The sequence below is a fragment of the Flavobacterium sp. genome, assembly GCF_036782315.1.
Classification (GTDB): domain Bacteria; phylum Bacteroidota; class Bacteroidia; order Flavobacteriales; family Flavobacteriaceae; genus Flavobacterium.
This window is the reverse complement of the sequence record NZ_DAIPZK010000004.1, coordinates 147,562-173,199: the sequence shown is the minus strand read 5'-3', so window position 1 is coordinate 173,199 and position 25,638 is coordinate 147,562. Positions and strand designations below refer to the sequence as shown.

The window sequence follows — 25,638 nt, the reverse complement described above, 5'->3', positions numbered from 1 at the left end:
TATGTTCAAACTAATACATCAGATGCTACAACTTCAAGATTACTATGGAGTGAGTGAAGAAATAGATGTACTCAAAGGTGTAAACAAATACCCTGATACATTTAAGCAAGCTATGGAGATAGCTAAAAGAAAAATAATGTCTAACCGTGATAAAAAAGACAGCGGAAATTAATATTAAATCCGATGCGGACAAAGCAGCACAAGGAATATCAAACATAAAAAAAGACCTCAGAGAAGCTAATATGGCTTTGATTGAGGCGCAAACTACATTTGGGGATTACTCACAAGAAGCAGTTAATGCTGCTAAAAAAGTAGCAGAGTTAAAAGATAGAATTCAAGAAGCTAGAGAAACTGCTGCATTATTCGACCCCGGCCAAAAATTTCAAGCATTTACAGGAGCATTAAACGCAGTAGCAGGTGGATTTTCAGTTGTTACTGGTGCAATGGGTGCATTAGGTACTGAATCAAAAGAAGTAGAAGAAATGCTTCTTAAAGTGAATTCAGCAATGGCGCTTACAACAGGTTTAAGTGCAGTTGCTGATTCAGCTAAAGATTTCAAAAGATTAGGGTCAATTGCATCATCATCATTTTCTTCAATACAAACTGCTGCAAAATCAGCTTTTACAGGTATTAAAGGTGGTATTGCTGCTACTGGTATCGGTATTTTTTTAATTGCATTAGGTGCAATTGTAGCTAACTGGGATGATATAAAAAAATCCGTAACGAGTGCATTTCCTGCATTAAATAATATTGGTAACGTATTTAATAAGATTAAAGAAATAGCATTTGGTGCAGGTGAAGTAATTAAGTCTTATGTATTAGCTCCATTCAAAGCATTAGGTAAAGTATTCCAAGGAGATTTTAAGGGAGCTTTCAATGAGATGAAGAACGGGTATAATGTCGTTGGTAATTATGAAAGGGGTGCCGCAAAAGAGAGACAAGCTCAAGCTGATGATGCAGCAAGAATAAAGTTAGAAAAACAAATTGCTGCAAATGAAAAGTCTCTAGAAGTTCAAAAAGCAGCAGGTAAAGATACTTACAATGCAGAGTTAGCAATCTTAAAACAGAAGCAAAAACTTTATAAAGATGATAAAGAAAAGTTGGCGGAAGTTCAACAAGATATACTTGTATTAACAGCACAACACAATAAGAAGTTAGCAGATGAAAAAAAAGCTGCTACTGATAAAGCCAATGCAAAAGCAGAAGCTCAAAGACAAAAAGATGAAGCAGAGAGAAAAGCTAATGAAGAAGCAAGGATAAATGCAATTAAAACACTTAATCAACAAGTTGAAGATTTAGAAGATGATACTGCTCAAAAGAAGTTAAAAAGACAAAAAGATAGAGAATGGGCAGAAATTGAATCATTAAAAGATAAAACTGATGATGAAATAAAAATACTTACAGAAGCACATGAAAAGAAATTCAAATTACTTAAAGATGCTTTAGACAAAGAAGAAAAAGCAAAGGATGAAAAAGAGAAGAAAGAACTACAAGCTCAATTAGATAAAACCGAAAAGGAAATTCAAAGTGAGATAGATAGGACTAAACAAAAGAGAACTCTTAATGATGCTCATAACCTTGAAGAGCTAAATGCAATATATGCTCAATTACAAGCTGAATTAGATGCTAAACAAGAAGCTTTAGTTAAAGAGTTTCAACAGAAACAAGAAGCTGACTTAAAAGCTTATGAAGCAGAATATGGTAAAGATGCAGGTTACTATGCTCTAAAAGAAGAACAAGGTAAACAGTTACAAGATTTAGTTACTGCGCAAGGTCAGGAGGATGTAAACTTAAAACAACAATTCTCTGAAGCAAAGGGAAAGATTGATGATTTAGAAGAAGAAAAGCAAAAGAAAAAAGTTGCTGCTATTGGACAAACTTTAGCAACTGCTGCTCAACTATTAGGAGAGCATACTCTTGCAGGTAAAGCACTTGCTATTGCTGCTACAACTATAGATACATTTCAATCTTCTGTTTCAGCATATAAAGGTATGGTGGCTGCTATACCGGGTCCAGTTGGTGTAGCTGCCGGTGCTGTTGCTGCTGCTGCGGCAGTTGCTACAGGTTTAGCTACTGTTAAGAAGATTGTTTCTGTTAAAGTACCCGCTAAGGGTGGTGGGGGGGCTTCTCCAGCCGGTGTACCATCAGCACCACCAAGACCAAGTGTATCATTCACAAATACACCACAAACACAAGTTGCAGACTCTATTAATGAAGCAGCTCAAAACAGGAATTCTCAACCTGTGAGAGCTTATGTAGTATCAGGTGATGTTACTACAGCACAATCACTTGATAGAAATAGAATAAGCAGTGCAACATTCTAATTTGATTCTTAAACCAATCAAATAATAAAAATCAGATTATATAATATATGGAAAAGAAACTACCACGTTTTGAGCTTCTATTTGATGAGGAATCAATGGAAGGAGTTTATGGAGTTTCATTAGTATCTGACCCTGCAATTCAAATACAGGCAGTGAAATTTTCAAAAGAGCAAATAGAACTATCAAAAGAACAGATAGATGTATTGCTTTCTAAAGGAGAACAAATTGATACTAAAGAATGGCTTTTAATTGATGAAAAAGTAGTTGAAGATGAAAGTGTTTATGCTCTTGATTTATCAGCAATAACTCCAACTGATGGTGATTCAATTCAAGATAATGAGATATTCAAAATTAGGTACAGTTATGCACCTAAATCTACATCGAAAAACAGTAGAGATTTTTGTGTATCGATGATAAATGCTAATGCTGTTTATAGAAAAGAGGATTTAGTTAGTTCAAATGCTAATAAAGGTTTTGGTGCAGGTGGTTCTGATACTTACAACATATTTCTTTATAAAGGTGGTGTTAACTGCAAACATTATTGGCAGCGTAATATTTACTTGAAAAGAAACAACAAAGAAATGACTTTGTTTGAAGCTCTTCAATACATAGGTAAACTTGATAAAGAGAATCAAAAGAAAGTAAAGTTTGAACAAAATCCTGATGAAGTAAGACAGGTAGCATCAGCAGATAATAACTATTGGAAATTATCTACTGAGTTAAGAGATATTAAGATGAGTTCAGAGGAAAAAAGGATTTTAACAAGTCCAGTTTTATTACCTGAACAAGATATATATAGAAATTTTGATGGTCAAGAGTGCAATGTTTATTTCAGTGCAGAAACTATTGAAAGATTACAACAAAATTTCTTCAAAAATCACTATCAAACTAACTCAACATTTGAACACAAAGAATTATTAGAAGGTGTTTACTTTTTTGAAAGTTGGGTAGTAAAAGACCCGAAAAATGACAAAGCAAATTCATTAGGGTTTAATGTTCCAGTGGGAACTTGGATGATGTCTATGAAAGTAGAAAATCAACAAATATGGGATGAATATGTAAAGACTGGTAAAATCACAGGTTTTAGTATTGATTCAAGATTAGGTGTTGATACAAAAAAGAAAATATAAAGATGAAAAGAAGCTATTCAAAAGTTAAGGAAATAGTAATGAAACAAATTCTTTTAGCAGGTGAGTTAAATGAATTTAAGATTGATGAAAACTTAACTGTTTATGCAGATTCATTAGAGCAAGATATGGTTGTATTTGATGTAGATAACAATCCATATTCTAATCAAGAATTCACATTTGAAGGTAAAGTTTATAAAACTGGTGATTCAGGTGAAATTGTTTCTATTGAAGATGTAGAAGCAGAAGATACAGCAGATGTAGAATCAACTGATGTACAAGCAACAGAAGCGACTACACAAGATGCTCCAAATGCTGAATTAGAAGCAGCTAACAAAAGAATTGATGAATTGGAAGTTGAAAATCAAGCATTAAAAGCTGAGTTAGAAACTTTGAAACAAGAGGCAGTTCAGTTAGCGTCTCAACCACAAACACAAGGTATTAATTTATCAAATATCTCAACTGAAGAAGTTGAAAAACCAAAAACAACTCTTGGTGTAATCAGAGAAGTTTTAAGTAAATAATAGTTTAACTATTAAAAAAAAATAATATGAAAAATATAAATGGCAACAACTGTAAACATTACAAACAGCTTCAAGGGTACAGACAAAAAAGAGTTATTCCTTGAAATTTACAAACAAGCAGACACCTTAAATAAAAACTTAATTACTGTTTCAACAGGTGTAATTGGTTCTTACTACTTACCAACTTTATCATTCTCACCAGAAATGAGATTAGTTAGTGGTTGTGGGTGGAATCCAACAGGAACAGCAACATTAGCTGAGAAAGAAATCATAGTTAAAAAATATGAGTTCTCTTCTGAATTATGTAAAGAACAATTCTACAAAACATTCCAAGCACAAAATGAAGGTTTATTTTCAGCACACGCTGAAGTACCTCAAACAATTGAAGAAGCATTTCTTTCTTTAATGATTAGTGCAATCGGTGAAAAAATCGACTATGAAATTTGGCAAGGTGCAGGAACAACTCACTCTTTTAGTGGTTTAATTCCTCAATTCGTTGCTGATTCAACAGTACAAAAAGTAGCAGGTGCTACAGCAATTTCAGTTTCAAATGTTACTGCTGAAATGTCAAAATTAGATGATTTAGTTATTCCTGAATTAGATGGTGCTAATGACCTTGTATGGGTTGTATCTAGAAATGTAGCTAAAGCATACAAAAAAGCTCAAAACTCAATGGGTATTAATACTACTGTTGGTGATAAAGAACTTGACTATATGGGTACAAGATTAGAAGTAGTTAATGGTTTACCTAACAACTTTATGGCAGTATATGAAGTTAAGAATCTACACTTAGCTTGTGGTATTGGTAGAGAAGAAGAAGAAATCAGAGTTACTGATTCTGATGCTGTAAACTTTGATGGAATCCTTAAATATCAAGCTAAACTTTTAGCAGCAGTAGGTTATGTTGATGGTTCAAGAATCGCAATCTACAAAGGATAAAAAATAGAATAGTAGAGGTGGTATATGAACTATACCACCAAACTATTCAGAAAAAATAATTAACTAAAAAATGGCATTATGTGAAAGCATTAATAAATCAAGAAATGTTCATTGTAATACAGGTTTCTCAGGGGTTCAAGCTGTTGGTTTTCTACCTAAAATAAATGGTGGTTTAACTTTAACTGCCGGAGATGTTTTTGAAGGAACAGGTATGACAGGCTCAGTATATAAATTCTTCTTAAAGAATGATGCAAATACTTACTCTGAGGAAATTGCAGCAGATGAAAATACAGGAACTGTTGTTTACAATGGAACTTTAACACTTACATTACCTGTATTAGATAGAGAAACAAGAGACCAAGTAAAATTACTTGCAATGGGTCAATCACACGTTTTTATTGAAATGTATGATGGTAAAAAATTACTAATGGGAGCTGAGTTTGGTGCATCATTAACAGGTGGTACAATTGCTACTGGTGGTGCTAGAACTGATATGAGTGGTTATACTTTAACTCTTACTTCAAAAGAAAGACGTCCTATAGTATTTGTTGGAGCAACAGGTTCAACAATTTACAATTCAGCAATCAACTTAACTGGTATGATTACACCACAATAAAATAATTAATAGTAATGACTGGATACTATGAAATAAAGAATTTTACAATAGACATAAATGATAAAATCATTGAAAAACAAATGATTGTTTTCTTTGATTTAGAAGGTAAAGAATTGACAAGAGAAATATTCATTAACAGTGATGAGTTTATTTTTGATGAAAATAGCCAATTGAGATTCATTAGAATTTATGATAATATAGATAAGATAAAGTAAATCTTTTGAAAACCCCCTTTTAATTAAAAGGGGGTTTTCTTTTTTTAATATATACTAAATAAATCAAACCAATAAAAACTGATTATATAATATATGAAGGTGATAGTAAAACATAACGATAAGTATTATTTAGAAGTGATTCCAAGGTTCTACTTTGTCAATAATCTAAATGTAATTATTCGTGAACCTATCACTAATGAAATTGCTTCAATTGAAACAGAAGCAATAATTGAAAGTGGTCTAATCTCGATTGATTTGAAAGACTTTATACCATCAAATGATGTCAAGTACTCAGTAGTAGTTAAACATCTAACCAATGATTCAGAAATGATAATTTGGAATGGTCAAGCACTCTATACTGAAAAGGATAGACAGGATTATTCACTGAATAATTCAGATGAAAATAAGCTAAGGTTTTAATGCAAATAGATGTAATAAACTTAAATAATTATGTATTACCAAATGTAGTAGTAAATGTAGGAACAAAGTTCATTTTGAACGGTGATAACAATTCTTTCTTCAAATACATAGAAGAAAGATATAATGGTTCACCAACCAACGCAGGTATAATAAAATCTTATGTTAATTATATCATAGGTCAAGGACTTTCAGACAGATCCGGAATTAATGTAAATAAATATATTTCTAAAACTGATTTAAGATTAATATGTAATGACTTCAAATTATATGGTCAATATGCAGTTCAGGTAATTTGGTCACAAGGTTCTAAAATACTAAAAGAAGAACCAAAACCACTATTAATAAAACATATTCCAGTTAACAAAATTGGTTTTAATCAGGATAGAATGGGTAACATAGATGGTTACTGGTATTCATTCGACTGGGAAAATAAAGCAAGATATAAACCACAGTTATTTCAAAAATTCGATGGTATCTATAAAGACAATCCTATTGAGATTTTCTATGTAAAAAGTATTTCAAGTCAACCATATTTTGCAACCCCTGATTACTTATCAGGATTGCAATATGCTCATTTAGAAGAAGAACTTTCTAATGCAGCAATTAACCACGTTTTGAATGGATTTTCTGCAGGTAAAATTATAAATGTAATTGGCGGTTCAAATCCATCAGAGGAACTTAAAGAAGAGTATAGAAGACAAATTCTCTCAAAACTTACAGGTTCAAATAACACAAATAAAGCAATTATATCATACTCAAATGGTATAGAAGGTGGTGAGATTAAAGTTGAAAATCTTGAGCCGACACAATATGATGAAATATTTACAAACTTCACTGAATTAGCTGAAAGAAAAATATTCGCAGCTCACTCAGTTACAAACCCAATTCTTTTTGGTATTCGTGATGGTTCTGGATTAGGTTCAAATAAAGATGAAATGATACAAGCATTAAAAACATTATATCAGTCTAATATCAATCCAATGAGAGAAGTAATTATTGATGGATTAGAATATGTATTAAAATTCATAGAACCTAATATTCAATTAGAGTTTAAGGACTTTGAAGATTTAATAGTTGATTCAACTACACAAAATAATCCAGTACAATAATGAATGATTTATTACTTATAAGAACAGGAACTAACCTAATGAATAGATTAACTGTTATTAATGGGAATGTTGATGTTGATAAACTATTACCATCAATATGGACAGCTCAAATAACAGATATTAAAAGAATACTTTCTACTGATTTATACAACAAAATTCTTGCTGATTTTGATAATGATTCTTTAGATGGTGAGTACTTAAAAATATATGATGAATATGTATCACCGATGTTAATATTCTATTCAACTTCTGACTTTATAATGAAGAACTCAATTATAGTAGGTAATGGTGGTAATTTCAAACACAAACCTGATAATGGTGAAATAGCTGATTATAAAGAAGTAGATAGATTATCAAAATATTATCGAGAAATGGGCGCACATTTTGAAATTGGGTTTTATGAGTATATGAAAAATATAACATTACCTGAATATAAAAGAGATTGTGTCGATATAAACACATTCAAATTACCCTGGTATTTATAATGAAAGAAGAAGTTAAAACTAGAAAGTCTAAAATAAAAAAAGACTTAATAATTAAGCTTTTACAATTTGTAAAAGATAAAGATGATTCAAAGGAATCAAAGAAAAAATAATAATATGAATGGAAATTATCAATGTTAGTTATCCTAATGATGGGTTAGGTGATAAGCTAAGAGATTCAATGGTTAAAGTAAATGACAATTTTAATGAGTTATTAGGTTTAATAAATTCATTAGATTTAAGTATATCAGGTATTACTGGATTAGATGATGCTCTTAACACAATTAGCGCATCAATTACTGGATTACAATCTCAAATAAATACTCTAGATAGTAATCATACTACTGATATATCAACAATTAATTCTAATGTAATTACAATAAATTCAAGCATTGCAACTATCAATGATTCAATAGCTGATATTATAAACCAATTAGAACCACTTTTAGAATACAATGAACCTGAAACACTTCAAACAGTTACAAATAGAGGAATGACTACAAGTAATTCAATTACTATAGGGGGAATGAAAATATATGACAGTGTTGCAGATTTTTATAGTGAAATATCTGTTAATGATGGAGTATTTAGTGTTGACGCTTATCAAGGTAGACTGCTTAATTGTGAATATGGTTATTTTTACTTTAAGAATACTGATGGTTATCTATCAAATATTAGTAACGCTTCTTTAACTTCTAATAGATTATATACTTTACCAAATAAGTCAGGAACATTTGCACTATTAGATGATATTGTTGCACCTACTTTACAATCGACTTTATTGGATTCAAATTTAGGTACAAGATTAACACCAATTAGTTCTACTATAAATGGATTTAATTTGAATAAGTCAGTAAATGGTTCAGTTGGATTTGTAGTTAAAAATACTGATGGTACTGGTAATGGGGCAATTGCATCAGTTAGTGTAGGAGGTACAGGTTCATACTATGAAAATGGTTTATCATTAACCTATTATGGTGGTGGATATTATATACCTTCATTAAGAAAAACAGGTGGTTTATATTCTACACAAGATTTCAATTTCTTGAATGTGAACAATTCAAAAATAGACTTCAAAACAGGTACTACAATATCTGATGTTACTTCAAAATTTTCTATCTCAGGTGGTGGTACAGTTTCAATAGGTGTTACACCTTTAACTGACAACTCAGTAGTAAAAGGATTAGCAAGAAAATCTAATGGTGATTTAGTTGAATTTGATAGAACCTGTTTCTTTACACAGGTTTTTATGCATGGTAGTGTTTCACCATTAGATAATACAACTTATTATATTGGTAATTTTCCTGATTTATCACCCAATACATCTAATTCAATAACTCGAAGAATTCATTCACAAGGTAAAGGTTATGTTAGTTCAGTTTCAATAGCTATAAATATTGGTGGTACAATTGGTTCAACTGAAAATTCAACTTTTGAATTACATAATTTAACTCAAGAGACTTTTGTAAAAATTACAAGTCAAGCAGTTCATAATACAGATAGTCTTATTCTTTATACATTATCATCAAACTTAAATGTAAAAGAGGAAGATGAATTACAAATTAGATGGATTACTCCAGCTTGGGTTACTAATCCAACTACAGTTAGACAGAGATTTACAATAAAAATTAATATAGTTTAATGGATGCTCAAATAGTATATTGGATAGGTGGTATTTTAATTTCAATAATTGGTTATTTTCTAAAAACTACAATGGAAGATTTGAAAAAAGTAAAAGAAATGACAATAGAGAATAAATCAAAAATTGACTTAGTTGATAATAATCATAGTCATTTGAATGATAGATTTGATTTGTTATATGATGCTGTAAAAGATTTGACTTCTGAGATAAAGAATCTGTCAAAAGAATTGTCAAAAAAAAAAGATATTTAATGAATGAAGCGAGTATATAAAGAGGGTTTAATTACAACACTTTTAGGTGTTTTTATCATTGTATTTGCAGGTCTGATGATTTATCAAGGTAAATCTACTGTAAGTGAAATGAGTGGTTGGTTAGCAACAGGACTACTTTTTTTAAGAAGTAAAGATTCTTTAATTGGAATTCCAAAAAATGATGAATAATATAATGAATAAAGCAAATAAGAGTTGTGATTTATTTAATATAAAAATGTGGGAGTTAGAACTTCTTTTAGAACCATGGGAACTTGGAGCTTTATTAAGAAATGAGAAGAAAAGTTTTGAAGTGGATGTTATGTTAGATAATATGTTAGAATATTATGTTGAAGAAGAAAAGTATGATTATGCAATAATAATTAGAGATGAAATTAATAGAAGAAAGAAATTAAAATAACCACTTATAAAAGTGGTTATTTCTTTATTGAGCTTTATAATTTTCTGTCTCGTAATAGAAAGGATTATTATCTATCATTGTTGCATAATCAACCTGCCATCTATTAGTACCACACTCTTCTTTGTATGTAGAACCATCAGAATTTAGTCTATAACCACTCGATACCCAAGTAGTATCATAAGGAGTTCCTTCATAAGTAGTATGTACTCTATATCTAGTGATTAAACAATCACACATATTTACAGGTGTTGGAGTAGGTTCTTCTGATACTGGTGAATCATCATTTGAGCAAGAAATAAAGATTGTTGATAATAAGGCAAGGGTTAAAATTTTTGTTTTCATAAGTTTTGTTTTTTATTGTTATTTATTAATGTTTCAAGTTCATTTTTAGAAAGTATGGATTTTTTAAGGCAACCTAAGGAATTCCGCTTAACCCACCTAATTAAACCGATTCCACCTACTTTTCTATAAAAAATCCACTCTTGTAAAAAAGTGTTTTCAGGAGATTATATATACAGAAAATAAAAAGTTTAGTATGTATAAAAAGAAAAACACAAAGCAGTTTAATTATGATTCAGAGTGGGGTACTTATTGGGAATTTGAGACTATACCATTTATAGAAAACTATTTCAATAAAGTTTTAGAACCAAAGGGTAAAAAGTTAATTTTCTTAAATGAGAATATGAGTAGAAAGGTATCAGAGCTTAAAGAATGGGATATGAAATATGCGATTATAGACACTTTCACCAATCAGATATTAAAGACTATCACTTTTGAAATTAAAGCTGATAAATACGATAAAACAGGTAATTTGATTTTTGAAAAAACTTGTAGTAAAAAACTAAGTGGTGTCTTTGCTACCAAAGCTGATTACTTTGTTTACTATTTACCAAGATATACTAATGATAATTTCTACTTAGTAAAGCCAAAAGACCTAATAAATCTGATTAATGAAAAATTCTCAAGTTGTATTAATTATGGTGGTGGAGATGGTGGTAGAGTAGTATCTTACTTGGTAAGTAAGAATACATTTGATGAAGAATATACAAGCAATAAATCCTGTAAACTTCTAACCTGTAATCTTGAAATACCAAGTAAGTTTGGTGTCAATAAGTTTGAAGAAAAAAAATGCTATACCTACTACTCAGAGGGTAAAATGAAGAAATATGATGATGATTTAGATTTCTAACTATAAGTTATCCATATAATCAACAATCTCTTTATTCAAGTTATCTACTCTCTTACCTGTAAACTTTGATACATACCCTTGTGTGGTTGATAAATGTTTATGACCAAGTGAGGTCATTAAATCAAATAAGTTTAAGTTAACACCTATCTCTATCATCAAAGATGTGTATGAATGTCTTGCAAGGTGTGATGTCAATGGTTTGTTGATTTTACACTGTTCACCAACTACTTTTAATAGTCTATTGTAATAAACTCTTTTACCAACGAATTTTGAATATTGAAGCTTACTCATTGAATAAAAATCATCATCTATATCTGTAAAATCATTATCATCTAACAAAGGAAATACAAATGATTTTTTAGTGTCTTTATGACTACTTAAATACTCTACAATATCCTTGAATAGTATGTAGTTTTTTGTTTTATATTCATTTGATGCTTCCTTAATTTTTTTGTTTTCATCAAGTATTTTACTTCTCAAAACTTCAACTAATGATTCAAGATAATTTATTTTTTTATCAGTCGAGATAAGTGAATTTAGTTCTTGTTCAAACTTCACTGAATCACTGATTTTAACTTTCTTACTAAGTTCTAGTTTTCTACTTTCAATAATCTTCAATACTTCATTAACTGAAACGTAATATTCAATATGATTATTTTCTAACCTTTTAGCTTTTGACTTATTAGTTCTTGGAATAATAGTAGTACTATCTTTAACAACTATTGACTTAAAATCTAATTTGAACTCAGTTATCAAATCAGAATCAATCTCAACCCCAAATGCTACATCATCAATATCATTATTGGTTTTATAGTGCGAAAGTCCAGACCTTAATGCTCCAATTCTGCTATACCACATTGAACTATATGGATAAAGTAAATGCTCAGGTAATTTATCAACCGGAACATACTTCAATAAGTAATCCATTGTATTGAAGTTCACCATTAAATCAATGAATGATTTTACTTTAACCATTCTCTTTTTTATTCTAATCTGTTCATCTGAAATATAGAAATCCTGCCACCTTAAAGTAATTAAATCAGATACACGTATTCCTTGAGAAAACAACTGAAATAGAAAAAAGTTTCTAACATCTTCAATAGGTAAGTGATTTGAATATTTTGGAGTGTTTAGAACTGATAAGTCAGGTAATGGAATTCCAAACTTCTTACCACTTCTATAAACTTCATTCAGTGGAGTACTTATGATTTTCTTCAAATCTTCTTTGTTTAATACATCAATATCAGTCTCTATGAGTTCATTCTTAATTAAATCAAATGGATTGACCTCATAAGTATAAATCTTTTCTTTATCTGCTTTTGAAGTAAATGCTTTAAGTGCTTTGAACTTATAGAATATAGAATTGTTTTTATTCTTTCTAACCTGAATCATATACTTTTTTAACCCTTCTAAATATTCTTGAGTAATCTCAGAAAACTTTACATCAGATACATTGAACTTATAATTATTGTAGTCAATAATAAGATTCTTTAAGTTTTGATATTTCTCTTTAGTGCCAATATTACCAGTTACATTATCTTCAATTACCTTAGTCATAAAATCAACAAAGGATTTCTTATCATCATTTAGAAACTTAATCTTATTACCTTTCTTTTTTGCTTGGTCTAGTTTAGATTCAATTTCATCATTATATCTTTTGTGGTCAACAAAAGATGCTCTCATTCTTTGAGTATTTGGATTGAAATGTTTTTTTTCAACTGGTTCAAGCGGTAAACTTTTTAATACTGTCTTACCTGCAATTCTTGATGATAATCTAATATAACCTAATTTATCACCTGACTTCTTTGCTTTCCAAATTACCTTAACGCTCATAAATTTATTTTTATTGGTGTCTTAAAAGTGTCTTACTTTTTTTGTAAAGATATATGTTTTTACTGAAAAATGAAATATGTAAAGTCTTGTAAATAAAGGTATTTATCAACAGGTGTTATTTATTAATTCGATGTCAAAGGTCAGGAAGGTATAAAAAGATGTATGGAGATTGCGGCTGCAGGTGGTCATAATATTATTTTAATTGGACCTCCAGGTTCAGGAAAAACTATGTTAGCTAAACGCTTGCCAAGTATTTTACCTCCTATGACGATGCGGGAAGCATTAGAAACCACTAAAATTCATTCTGTTGCTGGTAAGACAAAAGATGTCGGTTTGATGGCACAACGTCCCTTTAGAAGTCCGCATCATACGGCTAGTTCCGTTTCCTTAGTTGGTGGAGGAAGTTATCCACAACCTGGAGAAATTTCATTAGCACACAACGGTGTTTTATTTTTAGATGAACTTCCCGAATTCAAACGCGAAGTTTTAGAAGTTATGCGTCAACCATTAGAAGATAGAGAAGTAACGATTTCTCGTGCTAAATTTACGATAACTTATCCATCTTCATTTATGTTAGTAGCAAGTATGAACCCGAGCCCAGGTGGTTATTTTAATGATCCCAATGCGCCTGTTAGTTCTACTCCTCAAGAAATGCAACGCTATTTAAGTAAAATTTCTGGACCTTTATTAGATAGAATTGATATTCATATTGAAGTTACACCCGTTCCGTTTGAAAAATTGACTGAAACTCGTAAAGCAGAAAGTAGTGCAGCAATAAGGGAAAGAGTAACAAAAGCAAGACAAATTCAATCGTGCCGTTTTGAAAATTTAGAACATATTCATTATAATGCCCAAATGAGTAGCAAATTGATTCGTGAATTTTGTGTTTTAGATGAGGTTTCACTTCAGTTACTTAAAACTGCTATGGAACGTTTGAATTTATCCGCTAGAGCTTATGATAGAATTTTAAAAGTTTCAAGAACGATTGCGGATTTGGAGAATTCAGAGAATATACAATCGCATCATATTGCAGAAGCCATTCAGTATAGAAGTTTGGATAGGGAAGGGTGGTTAGGATAAAAATAAAAGCGCCCAAATATTAGTAATTGGGCGCTTCTTCATTTTTTATATTCCAAATCTAAGTCCTAAGTATAAATCAGCTTGTTTTCCGCTATCAGCTAAAGCGGTGAATACGCTATTAGAACCAATGAAAAATCCAGCTAATCTAAAACCAATTCCACTGGTGAAGCCTGAAATTTCATTAGATGCTAATGGAGCATAAGCTTCAAACCATTTGGCAGAAAATCTCGGAATTAAAGTATAGGAATTTTGAGTCGTAATGAAGTCACTTTTACTATCGTCACTTACTTTTTGATTGATACTTGCCGTAACAAACCATTTTTTGGTTAATCTAACATCAGCATAAGCATTAATTACAGTTGGTAATTTTACGCTATAATCAGCTGTACTCGAGGTAGATTGAAAATAAGCTGAGTTTGCAGGATCATTTAATATAGCTTCAATTTCCGTTAAACTTTCAGCATTTTCAAATTGATTCAAATCTAAACTTTCAAAATTATCAACATTTAATATATAGTTTTTACTTAAGTTATTGTCAGATTTAAACGTCATTGAACCTATATTTTTTACTGAAAGTCCAGTATTTAATCTGTAACTACTTGCATCATTCTCGTCTTTCCATCTATAGTTTACCGCTAAATCAGCTGCAAAACCATTAATACCTTGAGAGAAAAATTCATTGTAATTTCCTTGATCGTTATAATCATTTGCTAAAACGCCAGCATAAGCAATATTAATATTAGCAGAAGCATTTACTAAAGAAATATCACCAAAGTTATTTACAATTGTACCATTCAAATTAGTAGCAGAAAAGTTTGCATATGCACCTGGAAATAACAAACGCAAGTTAGTTCCTACATTTACTTTATGTTTAGGTAAATCAATTATATTTCTTGCAATTGTAAAATCTAATTCGCCCCAAGTTGTAGCATTTAAACGTTGATTATCATTTGAGGAAATTTCAGTTTGAGAAAAGAAATTACTCAAGTTTCCATTTTGAATAGCATCTCCTAATCTTGAATCAACATTGATTACATTGGCTTTTATATTGGCAACTGAACTAATTCCAAATCCCCATTTTTGATATTTAAAAGCAAATGATGGACCAAGAATTTGGCTATCTAATCTTAAATTTACAGTTTCATTACCTTCAAATATTTTTTCTTCTAAATTGTCTCCACTAACTAAATCACTGAATGTTAATTTGTTATTTGCCATTCCAATGGAAAAGTTGAATGCATTAATTTCAAATTTAGTATTCATATTTGCTAATTCAGCAGGATTATTAGTTGCGTTAAGTAAACCGCCTCTTTTTGAAGTAGAAATACCACTAAAATGTTCTTGTGAGAATAAGAAAGTTGAAGAAAGCAATGATAATGAGAGAATTAAATTTTTCATAGGGTATAGTTTTTAAAGTGAATTCCAAATAGCATCTTTAGGTGTACTCGCATTAAAAATAAGAATTTCTTTTGACACAGGATGAGTTAGAACTAATTTTTTTGCATGTAAATGAATGCCACCATCAGGATTACTTCTGTCAAATCCATATTTTAAATCACCTTTAATTGGGCAACCAATGGCTTGAAGTTGCGCTCTAATTTGATGGTGTCTTCCCGTATGCAAATCAATTTCTAACACAAAATAATGGTCTAATTTTTTTATGATTTGATAACTTAAACTAGCTTTTTTACTTTCGGGAACTTCTTTTAAATGAGCTTTTGAAGTATTATTTTTAGTATTTCGTTTTAAGAAATGAACTAGCGTATCTTTTTCTTTGGGAGGACAATTTTTAACTATTGCCCAATATGTTTTTTGTGTTTCTCTATTTTTAAAAGTCTCATTCAAACGAGTTAAAGCTTTTGAAGTTTTAGCAAAAACCACTATTCCAGTTGTGGGTCGATCTAAGCGATGTACTACACCTAAGAAAACGTCTCCAGGTTTATTGTATTTTTCTTTAATGTATTCTTTAACTACATCAGAAAGGGGTTTGTCTCCAGTTTTATCGCCCTGAACAATATCGCCAACACGTTTATTGATGACAATAATGTGATTGTCTTCGTGAAGAATTTGAAGGTTGTCTTTTGTAGAAATTTCTTTAGTAGACACAATTAATATTGTTCGTTTGCATTAGGGAAATCTTGCGATTTTACATCCGTAACATATTGTCCGATGGCCTGAGTCATTTGCTCATATAAATTCAAATAACGACGTAAGAATCGAGGGCTAAATTCATTATTCATCCCTAACATGTCATGAATTACTAAAACCTGACCATCAACACCGCTACCAGCACCAATTCCAATGACAGGAATGGAAATGCTTTTTGCTACTTTTTCTGCTAATTTAGCAGGAATTTTTTCTAATACTAATGAAAAACAGCCTAATCTTTCTAGCATTTTTGCATCTTCAATTAGTTTTTCAGCTTCTGCATCTTCTTTTGCTCTAACGGTGTAAGTCCCAAATTTATAAATAGATTGTGGAGTTAATCCTAAATGCCCCATAACAGGAATTCCGGCATTTAATATCTTTTTAATAGAATCTTTAATTTCGCTTCCCCCTTCTAACTTAACTGCGTGCCCACCACTTTCTTTCATAATTCGAATAGCAGAACGTAAAGCTTCTTTAGAATCTGATTGGTAACTTCCGAAAGGTAAATCTACTACCACTAAAGCTCTCTCACATGCTCTTACCACACTTGATGCGTGATAAATCATTTGGTCTAATGTAATAGGAAGTGTTGTTTCATGTCCAGCCATAACATTACTCGCAGAATCACCTACTAAAATAACATCAACACCAGCTGAATCAACAATTTTTGCCATTGTAAAATCGTAAGAAGTTAACATAGAGATTTTCTCTCCATTTTCTTTCATATCGATTAATGTTCTTGTGGTAATTCGTTTGTAATCCTTTTTAGCTACTGACATGTTTTTTTGTATTTAAAAAGCAAAGGTAATAAATGTTATTTGCTTTTTATAAATCAAAAAAATATTTATCAAATATTAAATTAATGTTAAATTAATGTTTTAATTTAGTGGCGTTAAAATTTAAAATAATGATACCAACACTGCTGCTTGTTGCTTTAATAGGCTATTTACTTGTAATTTTTGAATCTCCAATACGAATTAATAAAACAATTACGGCAATTTTAACAGGAGCATTATGTTGGGTAGTTTTGGCAGTCTTTCACACAGGAGAACATCATGAAGTTTCTGAAAAATTAATTGCTTATTTTGGTGAAATTTCGGGCTTGTTAATTTTTCTTCTTGGAGCAATGACAATTGTTGAATTAATTGATTTACACAAAGGGTTTACTGTTATTACACACCGTATTAGAACAAAATCTGTTTTAAGATTGCTTTGGATTGTGGGTATAGTTACTTTCGTATTGTCGGCACTGCTTGATAATTTAGCTACAGCAATTATTATGATTACACTATTAAAAAAGTTAATGCCTAAAGGAGAGATTCGAATGACATTAGCAGGAATAGTAGTAATTGCGGCAAATGCTGGAGGTGCTTTTAGTCCAATAGGAGATGTTACTACTACCTTATTATGGATTGGAGGACAAGTAAGTGCGCTAGGAATTGTTACCATACTTTTATTTCCTTCAATTATGGTGTTATTGGTTCCTTTGATAATTGCAAGTTACAGAATGAGAGGTTTTGCTGTTTTAAGAGCCCAAATTTCTATGGCAGATGCTATAAGAGAGGAAAAGATGAAAGGAAGTTTGAGTGTTTTTTTAGCAGGTGTCTTCGGATTAGTTATGGTACCAGTTATAAAAACAATTACAGGTTTGCCGCCTTTCATAGGAGTCTTAATTTCTTTAGCTTTTGTTTCCCTTGTGTCGATAAATTATCATAGAAATAAACCTCAAGAAGAAAAAGACAGATACTCAGTTGCTTCTGCGTTAACTAAAGTTGATGTAAGTTCTATTTTATATTTCATGGGAATTCTATTGATGGTTTTTGCCCTTCAAGAGGCTTCGATTCTTTCAAAAATGGCACAGTTTTTAGATGAAAATTTACCTAATACAAATGCTATGATTGTTGCAATAGGAGTGTTATCTTCTATTGTAGATAACGGAAGTTTAGTAGCAGCAACTCAAGGAATGTTTTCATTAGCAGATTTTCCTATGGATCATTCATTGTGGGAGTTCATTGCTTTGTGTGCAGGTACTGGTGGTAGTATGTTAATAATAGGTTCTGCTGCTGGTGTTGCTATAATGGAAAAAGAAAAAATAACTTTTATGTGGTATTTAAAAAAAATTACACCACTAGCAATAGCAGGTTATATAGCTGGAATTGTAACGTATTTAGTAATTGGGCTACTAATTCATTAAAATTAGAAACAATGAAAAAAATACTATTCTTTATTGCGTTAGGATTTGTAAATCTTATTTCGGCTCAAGAAACTAATCCTAAAAAAGTGGTGGATGATTTTTTTACGGCTTTTCATGCCAAAGATACCGTTGCTTTAAAACAAATTTGTCATCCCGAAATTGTAATGCGAACTATTGCTAATACAAAGGAAGGTAATAAATTAGTTGCCGACAAGTTTGACGATTTCTTAAAATCAATAGCTACAATTCCTGCCAATTTGAAGATTTTTGAAAAGCTTATTGATTATAAAGTTGAAATTGATGGTAATTTGGCTCATGTATGGACACCGTATGAATTTTACATCAATGATAAGCTAAGTCATATAGGTGCTAATGCTTTTACCTTGTATAACGATAATGGAAAATGGCAAATTATTCATTTAATTGATACAAGAAGAAAGAAATAAACCTTAAATGAGATTTTTTTTAATTCTAATATTATTTCCATTTGTTCATTTTTCTCAAGAAAAAGATTCTTTAAAAATTAAAGTTTCTGGTTTTTTAGAAACGTATTATTCTTATGATTTTAGCAATCCAACTACCGATGCTAAACTTCCATTTACTTATAATTACAACCGTCATAACGAGTTTAATGTAAACAATGGATTAATTCGTACCCAATTAGAATATGGTAAGACCTATGCGTCAATTGCAGTACACGCAGGAACTTATGTGGACGATAATTATGCTACTGAAGATATTAAATTATTTAGCGAAGCCTATGTAGGGATGTATTTGAATGATAACAAAAAATCATCAATTGAAGTTGGAATTATGCCCAGTTATATCGGATTTGAATCGGCAATAACCGCTACTAATTTGACTTTAACGCGTTCTATTTTGGCAGAGAATTCACCTTATTTTATGACCGGAATCAAATATAAGTATGAACCAAATGACAAATGGAGTTTTTCAGGGTTAGTAACTAACGGTTGGCAACGCATTCACAAACCACAAAAAGATGTTGCTCCAGCTTTAGGAACTCAAATTGTATACAAACCTTCAGAAAAAACTACATTGAATTGGAGTACTTTTATTGGAAAAGAGTTTTATGGAACCGAATTAGCGATGCGTTATTTTAGTAATTTATATTGGGATAATACTTGGAATTCAAAATGGCGTACAATTTTAGGATTTGATTTTGGAATTCAAGATAGCGCTACTTCAAATGATGAACATTTGTATTGGATGAGTCCAGTTTTAATTGCGCAATATTCGATTAATTCCAAATGGCAAACTGCAGTTAGATTTGAATACTATCAAGATGAAGATAATGTGATTATTGCCACTTCAGATGCATTTAAAACATCTGGTGCTTCTGTAAATTTTGATTATTTGCCCAATACGAAACTAAAATTAAGAACTGAAGCTCGCTATTTCGATTCTAAATATCCTATTTTCTTTGATAATAAATCAAATAATTTTTTCGTTACTACGAGTTTGAGTTTTGAGTTTTAATGAACTTCCAATCGATTAGAAAAGCTAGTAAAGTTCCAATTACATAGCAAAGTAAATCCAACCAAAGAAAACCTTGTCCCAAAATATAATGGCCTAAAGTGGTTTTACGAATGGCAATTAACCATTCAATTTGTACTAATTGTAAAAATTCGATTCCAAAACAAAAAAGTAGAGAGAATAGGAGTGAAGTTGATTTTTCCGATTTTATAATTAAAAATCGAAATCCGAAATAAGTTAAAACCGCATATAAAACATCTCCAATAAACAGAGGTATAATAGTTACTTTTCTTGAAAGAATTCCAAGAATCATAACCAATAAAATAATGATAAAATAATTGAGTCGATTGCTTTTCATTAACAATCTGCCATATTTACTGCAACCGCTAAACCACCTTCAGAAGTTTCTTTGTATTTCGAATTCATGTCTTTAGCGGTTTGCCACATGGTATTTACCACTTTGTCTAATGGTACTTTAGCATGTAAAGCATCAGTTTCTAACGCTAATTCGGCTGCATTGATGGCTTTAATTGCACCCATGGTGTTTCTTTCAATACATGGAATTTGAACTAAACCACCAATTGGATCACAAGTTAATCCTAAATGATGTTCCATAGCAATTTCAGCTGCCATCGTAACTTGAGCTGGAGTTCCTCCCATTAATTCACACAAAGCCGCTGCTGCCATAGCACTTGAAACTCCAATTTCTGCCTGACAACCGCCCATTGCTGCTGAAATAGTGGCTCCTTTTTTGAAGATAGAGCCAATTTCTCCTGCAACCATTAAAAATTGTTTGATTTCTTTTTCTCCTGCTTCGTGATTTTCGATTACTAGATAATACATTAAAACAGCTGGAATAACTCCCGCACTTCCATTAGTTGGAGCAGTAACCACACGACCCAACGAAGCGTTTACTTCATTCACTGCTAAGGCAAAACAACTTACCCATTTTAAAATCTGACGAAATTTAACTTCGGTTTGTCTGATGATTTGCAACCAAGAATAGGGATCTTCATAAGGTAATACACCAATTAAATTTTTGTGCATATCATAAGCTCTTCGCTTTACATTTAAACCTCCTGGCAGAATTCCTTCTGAATGACAACCAATATACATGCATTCTAACATCGTATCCCAAATACGAAGCAATTCATTGTGAATTTCTTCTTCACTACGCATGGTTTTCTCGTTTTCATAAACGATTTCAGATATTTTCTTGTTTTCGGAAGCACAAAAAGCTAAAAGATCGTCTGCTTTTTCCACAGGAAATGGGAAAGTATGTAAAATTTCTTCTTTATGATGGTCTTCTTTTTCTTTTACTACAAATCCACCACCAATAGAATAATAGGTTTCGGAATAGGTTTCAGTATCGGTTTTAGCTGTAAAAGTTAACCCGTTAGCATGAAAAGGTAAAAAGTTTCTATTGAAAACAATATCGGTTTCAAAGCAAAATGGGATGATAATTTCATTACCTAGGAAAATTTCTTTCTTATTCTTGATAGCTGAAATAATCACATCAATACTTTCAACAGGAATATACTCTGGGTCAGCACCGCTCAAACCTAACATTACTGCTAAATCTGTTGCATGACCTTTTCCAGTTAATGATAACGAACCATACAAATCTACTTTGACACCAATTATGTTATCAATTAGGTTGCGATTGCGCAGTTCTTTTAAAAATTGTTCGGCAGCTCGCCATGGCCCAAGGGTGTGAGAACTCGAAGGTCCAACACCAATCTTTAACATATCAAAAACAGAAATACATTCCATACCTAAAAATAAATTTAACCTTAGCAAATATAGTGAAATTATGCAACACGAATGAAAGCTGAATTGTTATATATCATTTGAATTAATAACATAAAATTAGGATTCGATTCTTTATTTTTTTGTTCATTTGCATAAAAAAATAATGCCTGTAAATAAATTCTTTTTATCTGCTTTATCAGCTTTTATCATTTGGGGATTTTTTAGTTTAGCTTTAAAACCTTTAACAGATTATCCTTCTTTAGATATCTTATTCTTTAGAGTTTTCATTGCTACGGCTTTCTTATTGATAATCAATTTGTTCTTTAGAAAAGCGGTTGTGGTAGAAGCGAAGAAAACATTTAAAGAACTTTCAAAGAAAAAACAAAAATCAGCAATAGTTATGACGGTTGTTGGTGGACTTTTATTAGTCTTGAATTGGTTTTTATTTATCTATGCAGTGAATCATGTGAGTTTGCAATCCGCTTCGTTTGCCTATATTATTTGTCCAATTTTGACAACTGTCTTAGCTTTTATTTTGTTGAAAGAAAAAATCGATATTTGGCAATGGATTGCAGTAGGATTGTGCGTCATTAGTTGTATAATTTTATCCTATGGAAATTTAAAAGATTTAATTTATAGTGTAATTATTGCCTTGAGTTTTGGTTTTTATTTAGTTTCCCAAAGAAAGAATAGTGATTTTGATAAATTCTTAATTTTAACTATTCAAATGGTGATTTCTTCGATTATACTGTTACCGTTTTATCCTAGTTATGGTGGAGCAGTTCCAACCGAATTTTTGTTTTATTCTTTGCTTTTAATCATTGTAATCGTCTTCACGATTATTCCTTTATTCCTTAATCTGTATGCGTTAAAAGGATTAAATTCTTCAACTGTTGGCATCTTAATGTACACCAATCCATTGATTCATTTCTTTTTAGCGATTTTTTATTTTAAAGAATCAGTTTCTGTTGCCCAAGTTATTTCTTATTCTTTAATTTTAATTTCAATAGTAGTTTTTAACATGACTGCTTTTAAAAATTTACGACATAATAACGTTAGATAAATACAATAAAACGTCATTTTGTCAGTATGTTGCGCCTGACAAAAGAGGTTTTCTGTCAATTTTCTTATTTTTTTGTAATGGCACAATCATTGAATTATAGTCACCGAGTTTAAAATTGAAATTTAAAATCTAACAAGTATAAAAATGAGCAAAATTATTGGAATCGACTTAGGAACAACCAACTCATGTGTGGCTGTTATGGAAGGTGGAGAACCTGTTGTAATTGCAAACGCAGAAGGTAAAAGAACTACACCATCTGTAATTGCTTTTGTGGAAGGTGGCGAAATTAAAGTTGGAGATCCGGCAAAAAGACAAGCAGTAACTAATCCTACAAAAACGATTGCTTCTGTAAAACGTTTCATGGGTAATAAGTATTCTGAAAGTGCAAAAGAAGCTTCAACTGTAGCTTACAAAGTGGTAAAAGGAGACAACGATACACCTCGTGTTGATATCGATGGTCGTTTATATACCCCACAAGAATTGTCTGCAATGACACTTCAAAAAATGAAAAAAACAGCTGAAGATTATTTAGGTCACTCTGTTTCTGAAGCAGTTATTACTGTTCCAGCATACTTTAACGATGCACAACGTCAAGCTACAAAAGAAGCGGGTGAAATTGCAGGTTTAAAAGTAATGCGTATTATCAATGAGCCTACTGCGGCAGCTTTGGCTTATGGATTAGACAAACAAGGTAAAGACCAAAAAATTGCAGTTTATGATTTAGGAGGTGGTACTTTTGATATTTCTATCTTAGAATTAGGAGATGGAGTTTTCGAAGTATTATCTACAAACGGAGATACACACTTAGGAGGAGATGATTTCGACCAAGTAATTATCGATTGGTTAGCTAACGAATTCAATGCTGCAGAAGGTGTTGATTTACGTAAAGACCCAATGGCTTTACAACGTTTAAAAGAAGCAGCTGAGAAAGCTAAAATTGAATTATCAGCTTCTACTCAAACAGAAATCAACTTACCATACGTTACGGCTACAGCTTCTGGACCTAAACACTTAGTACAAACGTTAACAAGAGCTAAATTTGAGCAATTAGCAGAATCTTTAGTAAAACGTTCAATGGAGCCAGTGGCTAAAGCGTTAAAAGATGCTGGTTTATCAGTTTCTGATATTGACGAAGTAATCTTAGTAGGTGGTTCAACACGTATCCCAGTTATTCAAGAGCAAGTAGAGAAATTCTTTGGTAAAAAACCATCAAAAGGTGTAAATCCTGATGAAGTTGTAGCAATTGGAGCTGCTATTCAAGGTGGAGTTTTAACAGGAGATGTTAAAGATGTATTGTTATTAGATGTTACGCCACTTTCGTTAGGTATTGAAACTATGGGAAGTGTGATGACAAAATTAATTGAAGCAAATACTACTATCCCAACAAGAAAATCGCAAGTTTTCTCAACAGCTGCAGATAACCAACCATCGGTAGAAATCCATGTGTTACAAGGAGAAAGACCAATGGCAAATGATAACAAAACAATTGGTCGTTTCCATTTAGATGGTATTCCACCAGCACCAAGAGGAGTTCCTCAAATTGAAGTAACTTTCGATATCGATGCTAACGGTATTATCAAAGTTTCTGCTACAGATAAAGGAACTGGAAAATCGCATGATATTCGTATCGAAGCGTCTTCAGGATTAACTCCAGAAGAAATCGAAAGAATGAAAAAAGATGCTGAAATGAATGCTGAAGCAGACCGTTTAGCAAAAGAAAAAGCAGATAAATTAAACGAAGCTGATTCTATGATTTTCCAAACAGAGAAACAATTAGGTGAGTTTGGAGATAAATTATCTGACGCAAATAAAGGAGCTATTGAAAGCGCTTTAACTGAATTAAAAGCAGCTTACGAAACAAAAGATATTGCAACTATTACTCCTGCTTTAGAGAAAATCAATGAAGCATGGAAAAATGCATCAGAAGAAATGTACAAAGCACAAGCTGAAGGTGGTGCTACACAAGCGGAACCTCAAGCAAATGCTACCGGAGATCAAACTCAAGATGTAGATTTCGAAGAAGTGAAATAAAGTAAAAGGTACAAGTGTTAAGTACATAGACTAAACCGAATCAATTTTGATTCGGTTTTTTTATTTAACACGGTTCACATTGTTTTTTTTGTATATTAGGAACTTAATTTAACAACCTAACTATTATGAAAAAACTATTTTTACTTCTTGTTTTATTAGTATCAACTGCAGGAATGGCACAAAAAACTAAAGCAAAACCCGCAGCAAAAGCAACACCAAAAAATGTAGTACTAGCTACTTCTGACAATGTTTCAGCAGAAATTATTTCTGAAAAATCAGGAAAAAGACTTGTATTATTTGTAAAATCAGAAGGAAAAATAGATACTTTAGAAGTTAAAAATCTTGAAAAATCAGATTTTAAACCTACAACAATCACACTAAAAAATTTTACAACTCAAGGGAAAAAATTCTATCATTTGAATTGGACAGAAGAGATAAAAATTGATACCAAGATAAAAAAAGAAAATGGAGTAGTAGTTGAAGACCAGCTTTGGGATACCGAGACTAAAACATTGTTAATAGGAAATTCATACAAGTCATCTCATATTAAAGAAACTGTTTTTCTAGATGCAAATAAAACGGCTTCTCATGATGTTGAAAAAAATAGAAACGAAGGTTTTGAATTTACTTTAAACGCCGATGGAAGTTTTAATTTAAAAACTAAAACTCAAAATAGTACTTATGTATATAATACAGCAACAAGTAAGTATGAAATTAAAAGTGCCCCAAAAACAGCACCTGCCACAAAAAAGAAAAAGTAATATTTATGTAAACAAAAAGGGATAAC

At 31.2% G+C, this 25,638-nt stretch carries 28 protein-coding genes and 1 pseudogene; 22 read left to right on the top strand and 7 right to left on the bottom strand.

Going from position 1 to position 25,638, the window contains the following annotated elements; all coding sequences use genetic code 11:
• Nucleotides 1–22 precede the first annotated feature (22 nt).
• The 14 genes from V7P59_RS05480 to V7P59_RS05415 all read left to right on the top strand — a co-directional run bounded on the left by V7P59_RS05480 (nt 23) and on the right by V7P59_RS05415 (nt 10,067).
• Nucleotides 23–172 carry a hypothetical protein gene (locus V7P59_RS05480; protein ID WP_333809147.1) on the top strand — a complete coding sequence of 50 codons (150 nt, stop codon included), beginning with the start codon at nt 23–25 and terminating at the stop codon, nt 170–172.
• The gene (locus V7P59_RS05475; protein WP_333809146.1) at nt 147–2,324 is read left to right on the top strand and encodes a hypothetical protein; all 2,178 of its coding nucleotides are present in this window, start codon (nt 147–149) and stop codon (nt 2,322–2,324) included. The genes V7P59_RS05480 and V7P59_RS05475 overlap by 26 nt, the downstream gene beginning before the upstream one ends.
• Nucleotides 2,325–2,371: 47 nt before the next feature.
• Entirely contained in the window at nt 2,372–3,454 is a 1,083-nt protein-coding gene (locus tag V7P59_RS05470; protein ID WP_333809145.1) for an XkdF-like putative serine protease domain-containing protein, read from the top strand.
• Between the two features lie 2 nt (nt 3,455–3,456).
• Nucleotides 3,457–3,975 (top strand): hypothetical protein, encoded by a 519-nt coding sequence (locus tag V7P59_RS05465; protein ID WP_333809144.1) that lies wholly within the window; start codon nt 3,457–3,459, stop codon nt 3,973–3,975.
• A gap of 39 nt (nt 3,976–4,014) precedes the next feature.
• The gene (locus tag V7P59_RS05460; protein ID WP_333809143.1) at nt 4,015–4,914 is read left to right on the top strand and encodes a hypothetical protein; all 900 of its coding nucleotides are present in this window, start codon (nt 4,015–4,017) and stop codon (nt 4,912–4,914) included.
• 70 nt (nt 4,915–4,984) lie between these two features.
• On the top strand, nt 4,985–5,530 hold the full coding sequence (locus tag V7P59_RS05455) for a hypothetical protein (RefSeq protein WP_333809142.1): 546 nt from the start codon (nt 4,985–4,987) through the stop codon (nt 5,528–5,530).
• Between the two features lie 14 nt (nt 5,531–5,544).
• Nucleotides 5,545–5,745, top strand: coding sequence for a hypothetical protein (locus V7P59_RS05450; protein ID WP_333809141.1), 201 nt, complete (start codon nt 5,545–5,547; stop codon nt 5,743–5,745).
• Nucleotides 5,746–5,838: 93 nt separating this feature from the next.
• Nucleotides 5,839–6,165, top strand: a complete 327-nt coding sequence (locus tag V7P59_RS05445; RefSeq protein ID WP_333809140.1) for a hypothetical protein — start codon at nt 5,839–5,841, stop codon at nt 6,163–6,165.
• Entirely contained in the window at nt 6,165–7,274 is a 1,110-nt protein-coding gene (locus V7P59_RS05440) for a hypothetical protein (protein WP_333809139.1), read from the top strand. Before V7P59_RS05445 ends, V7P59_RS05440 begins: the two co-directional genes overlap by 1 nt.
• Nucleotides 7,274–7,759, top strand: a complete 486-nt coding sequence (locus tag V7P59_RS05435) for a DUF6712 family protein (RefSeq protein ID WP_333809138.1) — start codon at nt 7,274–7,276, stop codon at nt 7,757–7,759. Before V7P59_RS05440 ends, V7P59_RS05435 begins: the two co-directional genes overlap by 1 nt.
• 118 nt (nt 7,760–7,877) lie before the next feature.
• A complete protein-coding gene (locus tag V7P59_RS05430) occupies nt 7,878–9,398 on the top strand; it encodes a hypothetical protein (RefSeq protein WP_333809137.1) in 1,521 nt (506 codons plus the stop codon).
• Nucleotides 9,398–9,649, top strand: coding sequence for a hypothetical protein (locus V7P59_RS05425; protein ID WP_333809136.1), 252 nt, complete (start codon nt 9,398–9,400; stop codon nt 9,647–9,649). The genes V7P59_RS05430 and V7P59_RS05425 overlap by 1 nt, the downstream gene beginning before the upstream one ends.
• A 3-nt stretch (nt 9,650–9,652) precedes the next feature.
• Nucleotides 9,653–9,838 (top strand): hypothetical protein, encoded by a 186-nt coding sequence (locus V7P59_RS05420; protein WP_333809135.1) that lies wholly within the window; start codon nt 9,653–9,655, stop codon nt 9,836–9,838.
• 46 nt (nt 9,839–9,884) lie between these two features.
• On the top strand, nt 9,885–10,067 hold the full coding sequence (locus tag V7P59_RS05415; RefSeq protein WP_333809134.1) for a hypothetical protein: 183 nt from the start codon (nt 9,885–9,887) through the stop codon (nt 10,065–10,067).
• A gap of 24 nt (nt 10,068–10,091) precedes the next feature.
• Here the strand turns inward: V7P59_RS05415 and V7P59_RS05410 are convergent, their stop codons facing one another.
• Complete coding sequence (locus V7P59_RS05410) at nt 10,092–10,409, bottom strand: hypothetical protein (RefSeq protein ID WP_333809133.1); 318 nt, start codon at nt 10,407–10,409, stop codon at nt 10,092–10,094.
• A 193-nt stretch (nt 10,410–10,602) separates the two neighbouring features.
• Here V7P59_RS05410 and V7P59_RS05405 point away from each other — a divergent pair, with 193 nt between their 5' ends.
• Nucleotides 10,603–11,256: a hypothetical protein gene (locus V7P59_RS05405; RefSeq protein ID WP_333809132.1), complete on the top strand. Its 654-nt coding sequence runs from the start codon at nt 10,603–10,605 to the stop codon at nt 11,254–11,256.
• Here V7P59_RS05405 and V7P59_RS05400 read toward each other — a convergent pair whose 3' ends face one another.
• Entirely contained in the window at nt 11,257–13,089 is a 1,833-nt protein-coding gene (locus tag V7P59_RS05400; RefSeq protein ID WP_333809131.1) for a site-specific integrase, read from the bottom strand.
• A 129-nt stretch (nt 13,090–13,218) separates the two neighbouring features.
• Here V7P59_RS05400 and V7P59_RS05395 point away from each other — a divergent pair.
• Nucleotides 13,219–14,169 (top strand): annotated as a pseudogene (locus V7P59_RS05395) (YifB family Mg chelatase-like AAA ATPase); the annotation flags it as partial.
• Between the two features lie 45 nt (nt 14,170–14,214).
• On the opposite strand, the gene V7P59_RS05390 reads toward V7P59_RS05395, so the two are convergent.
• Genes V7P59_RS05390 through panB form a run of 3 tightly spaced genes read right to left on the bottom strand, consistent with a single transcriptional unit; the run spans nt 14,215 to nt 17,096 of the window.
• Entirely contained in the window at nt 14,215–15,567 is a 1,353-nt protein-coding gene (locus V7P59_RS05390) for a hypothetical protein (protein WP_333809130.1), read from the bottom strand.
• Between the two features lie 12 nt (nt 15,568–15,579).
• Nucleotides 15,580–16,275 (bottom strand): RluA family pseudouridine synthase, encoded by a 696-nt coding sequence (locus V7P59_RS05385; RefSeq protein WP_333809129.1) that lies wholly within the window; start codon nt 16,273–16,275, stop codon nt 15,580–15,582.
• A 2-nt stretch (nt 16,276–16,277) separates the two neighbouring features.
• Nucleotides 16,278–17,096, bottom strand: a complete 819-nt coding sequence (gene panB / locus V7P59_RS05380; RefSeq protein ID WP_333809128.1) for a 3-methyl-2-oxobutanoate hydroxymethyltransferase — start codon at nt 17,094–17,096, stop codon at nt 16,278–16,280.
• A 128-nt stretch (nt 17,097–17,224) separates the two neighbouring features.
• Between panB and nhaD the strand changes: the two genes are divergently transcribed.
• From nhaD to V7P59_RS05365, 3 genes are read left to right on the top strand one after another with little or no spacing between them, the layout of a single operon-like run.
• Nucleotides 17,225–18,511, top strand: coding sequence for a sodium:proton antiporter NhaD (gene nhaD, locus V7P59_RS05375; protein WP_333809127.1), 1,287 nt, complete (start codon nt 17,225–17,227; stop codon nt 18,509–18,511).
• Nucleotides 18,512–18,522: 11 nt separating this feature from the next.
• On the top strand, nt 18,523–18,957 hold the full coding sequence (locus tag V7P59_RS05370) for a nuclear transport factor 2 family protein (protein WP_333809126.1): 435 nt from the start codon (nt 18,523–18,525) through the stop codon (nt 18,955–18,957).
• A 7-nt stretch (nt 18,958–18,964) separates the two neighbouring features.
• Nucleotides 18,965–20,008: a porin gene (locus tag V7P59_RS05365; RefSeq protein WP_333809125.1), complete on the top strand. Its 1,044-nt coding sequence runs from the start codon at nt 18,965–18,967 to the stop codon at nt 20,006–20,008.
• Here the strand turns inward: V7P59_RS05365 and V7P59_RS05360 are convergent.
• Complete coding sequence (locus tag V7P59_RS05360) at nt 19,983–20,363, bottom strand: ribosomal maturation YjgA family protein (RefSeq protein WP_333809124.1); 381 nt, start codon at nt 20,361–20,363, stop codon at nt 19,983–19,985. The two genes, V7P59_RS05365 and V7P59_RS05360, sit on opposite strands and share 26 nt — an antisense overlap.
• Nucleotides 20,363–21,778 carry an L-serine ammonia-lyase gene (locus V7P59_RS05355; protein ID WP_333809123.1) on the bottom strand — a complete coding sequence of 472 codons (1,416 nt, stop codon included), beginning with the start codon at nt 21,776–21,778 and terminating at the stop codon, nt 20,363–20,365. Before V7P59_RS05355 ends, V7P59_RS05360 begins: the two co-directional genes overlap by 1 nt.
• Before the next feature lie 142 nt (nt 21,779–21,920).
• Here V7P59_RS05355 and V7P59_RS05350 point away from each other — a divergent pair, with 142 nt between their 5' ends.
• The 3 genes from V7P59_RS05350 (at nt 21,921) to V7P59_RS05340 (ending at nt 25,612) form a co-directional block, all read left to right on the top strand.
• Nucleotides 21,921–22,820, top strand: a complete 900-nt coding sequence (locus V7P59_RS05350) for an EamA family transporter (RefSeq protein ID WP_333809122.1) — start codon at nt 21,921–21,923, stop codon at nt 22,818–22,820.
• A 144-nt stretch (nt 22,821–22,964) separates the two neighbouring features.
• A complete protein-coding gene (dnaK, locus tag V7P59_RS05345) occupies nt 22,965–24,851 on the top strand; it encodes a molecular chaperone DnaK (RefSeq protein ID WP_333809121.1) in 1,887 nt (628 codons plus the stop codon).
• Between the two features lie 125 nt (nt 24,852–24,976).
• Nucleotides 24,977–25,612 (top strand): hypothetical protein, encoded by a 636-nt coding sequence (locus V7P59_RS05340; RefSeq protein ID WP_333809120.1) that lies wholly within the window; start codon nt 24,977–24,979, stop codon nt 25,610–25,612.
• Nucleotides 25,613–25,638: the final 26 nt, after the last annotated feature.

Bases quoted from the DNA above. Each gene is read 5' to 3' on its own strand.
- V7P59_RS05480 (WP_333809147.1), top strand. From the start codon at position 23: ATGCTACAACTTCAAGATTACTATGGAGTGAGTGAAGAAATAGATGTA.
- V7P59_RS05470 (WP_333809145.1), top strand. From the start codon at position 2,372: ATGGAAAAGAAACTACCACGTTTTGAGCTTCTATTTGATGAGGAATCA.
- V7P59_RS05465 (WP_333809144.1), top strand. From the start codon at position 3,457: ATGAAAAGAAGCTATTCAAAAGTTAAGGAAATAGTAATGAAACAAATT.
- V7P59_RS05460 (WP_333809143.1), top strand. From the start codon at position 4,015: ATGGCAACAACTGTAAACATTACAAACAGCTTCAAGGGTACAGACAAA.
- V7P59_RS05455 (WP_333809142.1), top strand. From the start codon at position 4,985: ATGGCATTATGTGAAAGCATTAATAAATCAAGAAATGTTCATTGTAAT.
- V7P59_RS05450 (WP_333809141.1), top strand. From the start codon at position 5,545: ATGACTGGATACTATGAAATAAAGAATTTTACAATAGACATAAATGAT.
- V7P59_RS05445 (WP_333809140.1), top strand. From the start codon at position 5,839: ATGAAGGTGATAGTAAAACATAACGATAAGTATTATTTAGAAGTGATT.
- V7P59_RS05440 (WP_333809139.1), top strand. From the start codon at position 6,165: ATGCAAATAGATGTAATAAACTTAAATAATTATGTATTACCAAATGTA.
- V7P59_RS05435 (WP_333809138.1), top strand. From the start codon at position 7,274: ATGAATGATTTATTACTTATAAGAACAGGAACTAACCTAATGAATAGA.
- V7P59_RS05430 (WP_333809137.1), top strand. From the start codon at position 7,878: ATGGAAATTATCAATGTTAGTTATCCTAATGATGGGTTAGGTGATAAG.
- V7P59_RS05425 (WP_333809136.1), top strand. From the start codon at position 9,398: ATGGATGCTCAAATAGTATATTGGATAGGTGGTATTTTAATTTCAATA.
- V7P59_RS05420 (WP_333809135.1), top strand. From the start codon at position 9,653: ATGAAGCGAGTATATAAAGAGGGTTTAATTACAACACTTTTAGGTGTT.
- V7P59_RS05415 (WP_333809134.1), top strand. From the start codon at position 9,885: ATGTGGGAGTTAGAACTTCTTTTAGAACCATGGGAACTTGGAGCTTTA.
- V7P59_RS05410 (WP_333809133.1), bottom strand. From the start codon at position 10,409: ATGAAAACAAAAATTTTAACCCTTGCCTTATTATCAACAATCTTTATT.
- V7P59_RS05405 (WP_333809132.1), top strand. From the start codon at position 10,603: ATGTATAAAAAGAAAAACACAAAGCAGTTTAATTATGATTCAGAGTGG.
- V7P59_RS05400 (WP_333809131.1), bottom strand. From the start codon at position 13,089: ATGAGCGTTAAGGTAATTTGGAAAGCAAAGAAGTCAGGTGATAAATTA.
- V7P59_RS05390 (WP_333809130.1), bottom strand. From the start codon at position 15,567: ATGAAAAATTTAATTCTCTCATTATCATTGCTTTCTTCAACTTTCTTA.
- panB (WP_333809128.1), bottom strand. From the start codon at position 17,096: ATGTCAGTAGCTAAAAAGGATTACAAACGAATTACCACAAGAACATTA.
- nhaD (WP_333809127.1), top strand. From the start codon at position 17,225: ATGATACCAACACTGCTGCTTGTTGCTTTAATAGGCTATTTACTTGTA.
- V7P59_RS05370 (WP_333809126.1), top strand. From the start codon at position 18,523: ATGAAAAAAATACTATTCTTTATTGCGTTAGGATTTGTAAATCTTATT.
- V7P59_RS05365 (WP_333809125.1), top strand. From the start codon at position 18,965: ATGAGATTTTTTTTAATTCTAATATTATTTCCATTTGTTCATTTTTCT.
- V7P59_RS05360 (WP_333809124.1), bottom strand. From the start codon at position 20,363: ATGAAAAGCAATCGACTCAATTATTTTATCATTATTTTATTGGTTATG.
- V7P59_RS05355 (WP_333809123.1), bottom strand. From the start codon at position 21,778: ATGGAATGTATTTCTGTTTTTGATATGTTAAAGATTGGTGTTGGACCT.
- V7P59_RS05350 (WP_333809122.1), top strand. From the start codon at position 21,921: ATGCCTGTAAATAAATTCTTTTTATCTGCTTTATCAGCTTTTATCATT.
- dnaK (WP_333809121.1), top strand. From the start codon at position 22,965: ATGAGCAAAATTATTGGAATCGACTTAGGAACAACCAACTCATGTGTG.
- V7P59_RS05340 (WP_333809120.1), top strand. From the start codon at position 24,977: ATGAAAAAACTATTTTTACTTCTTGTTTTATTAGTATCAACTGCAGGA.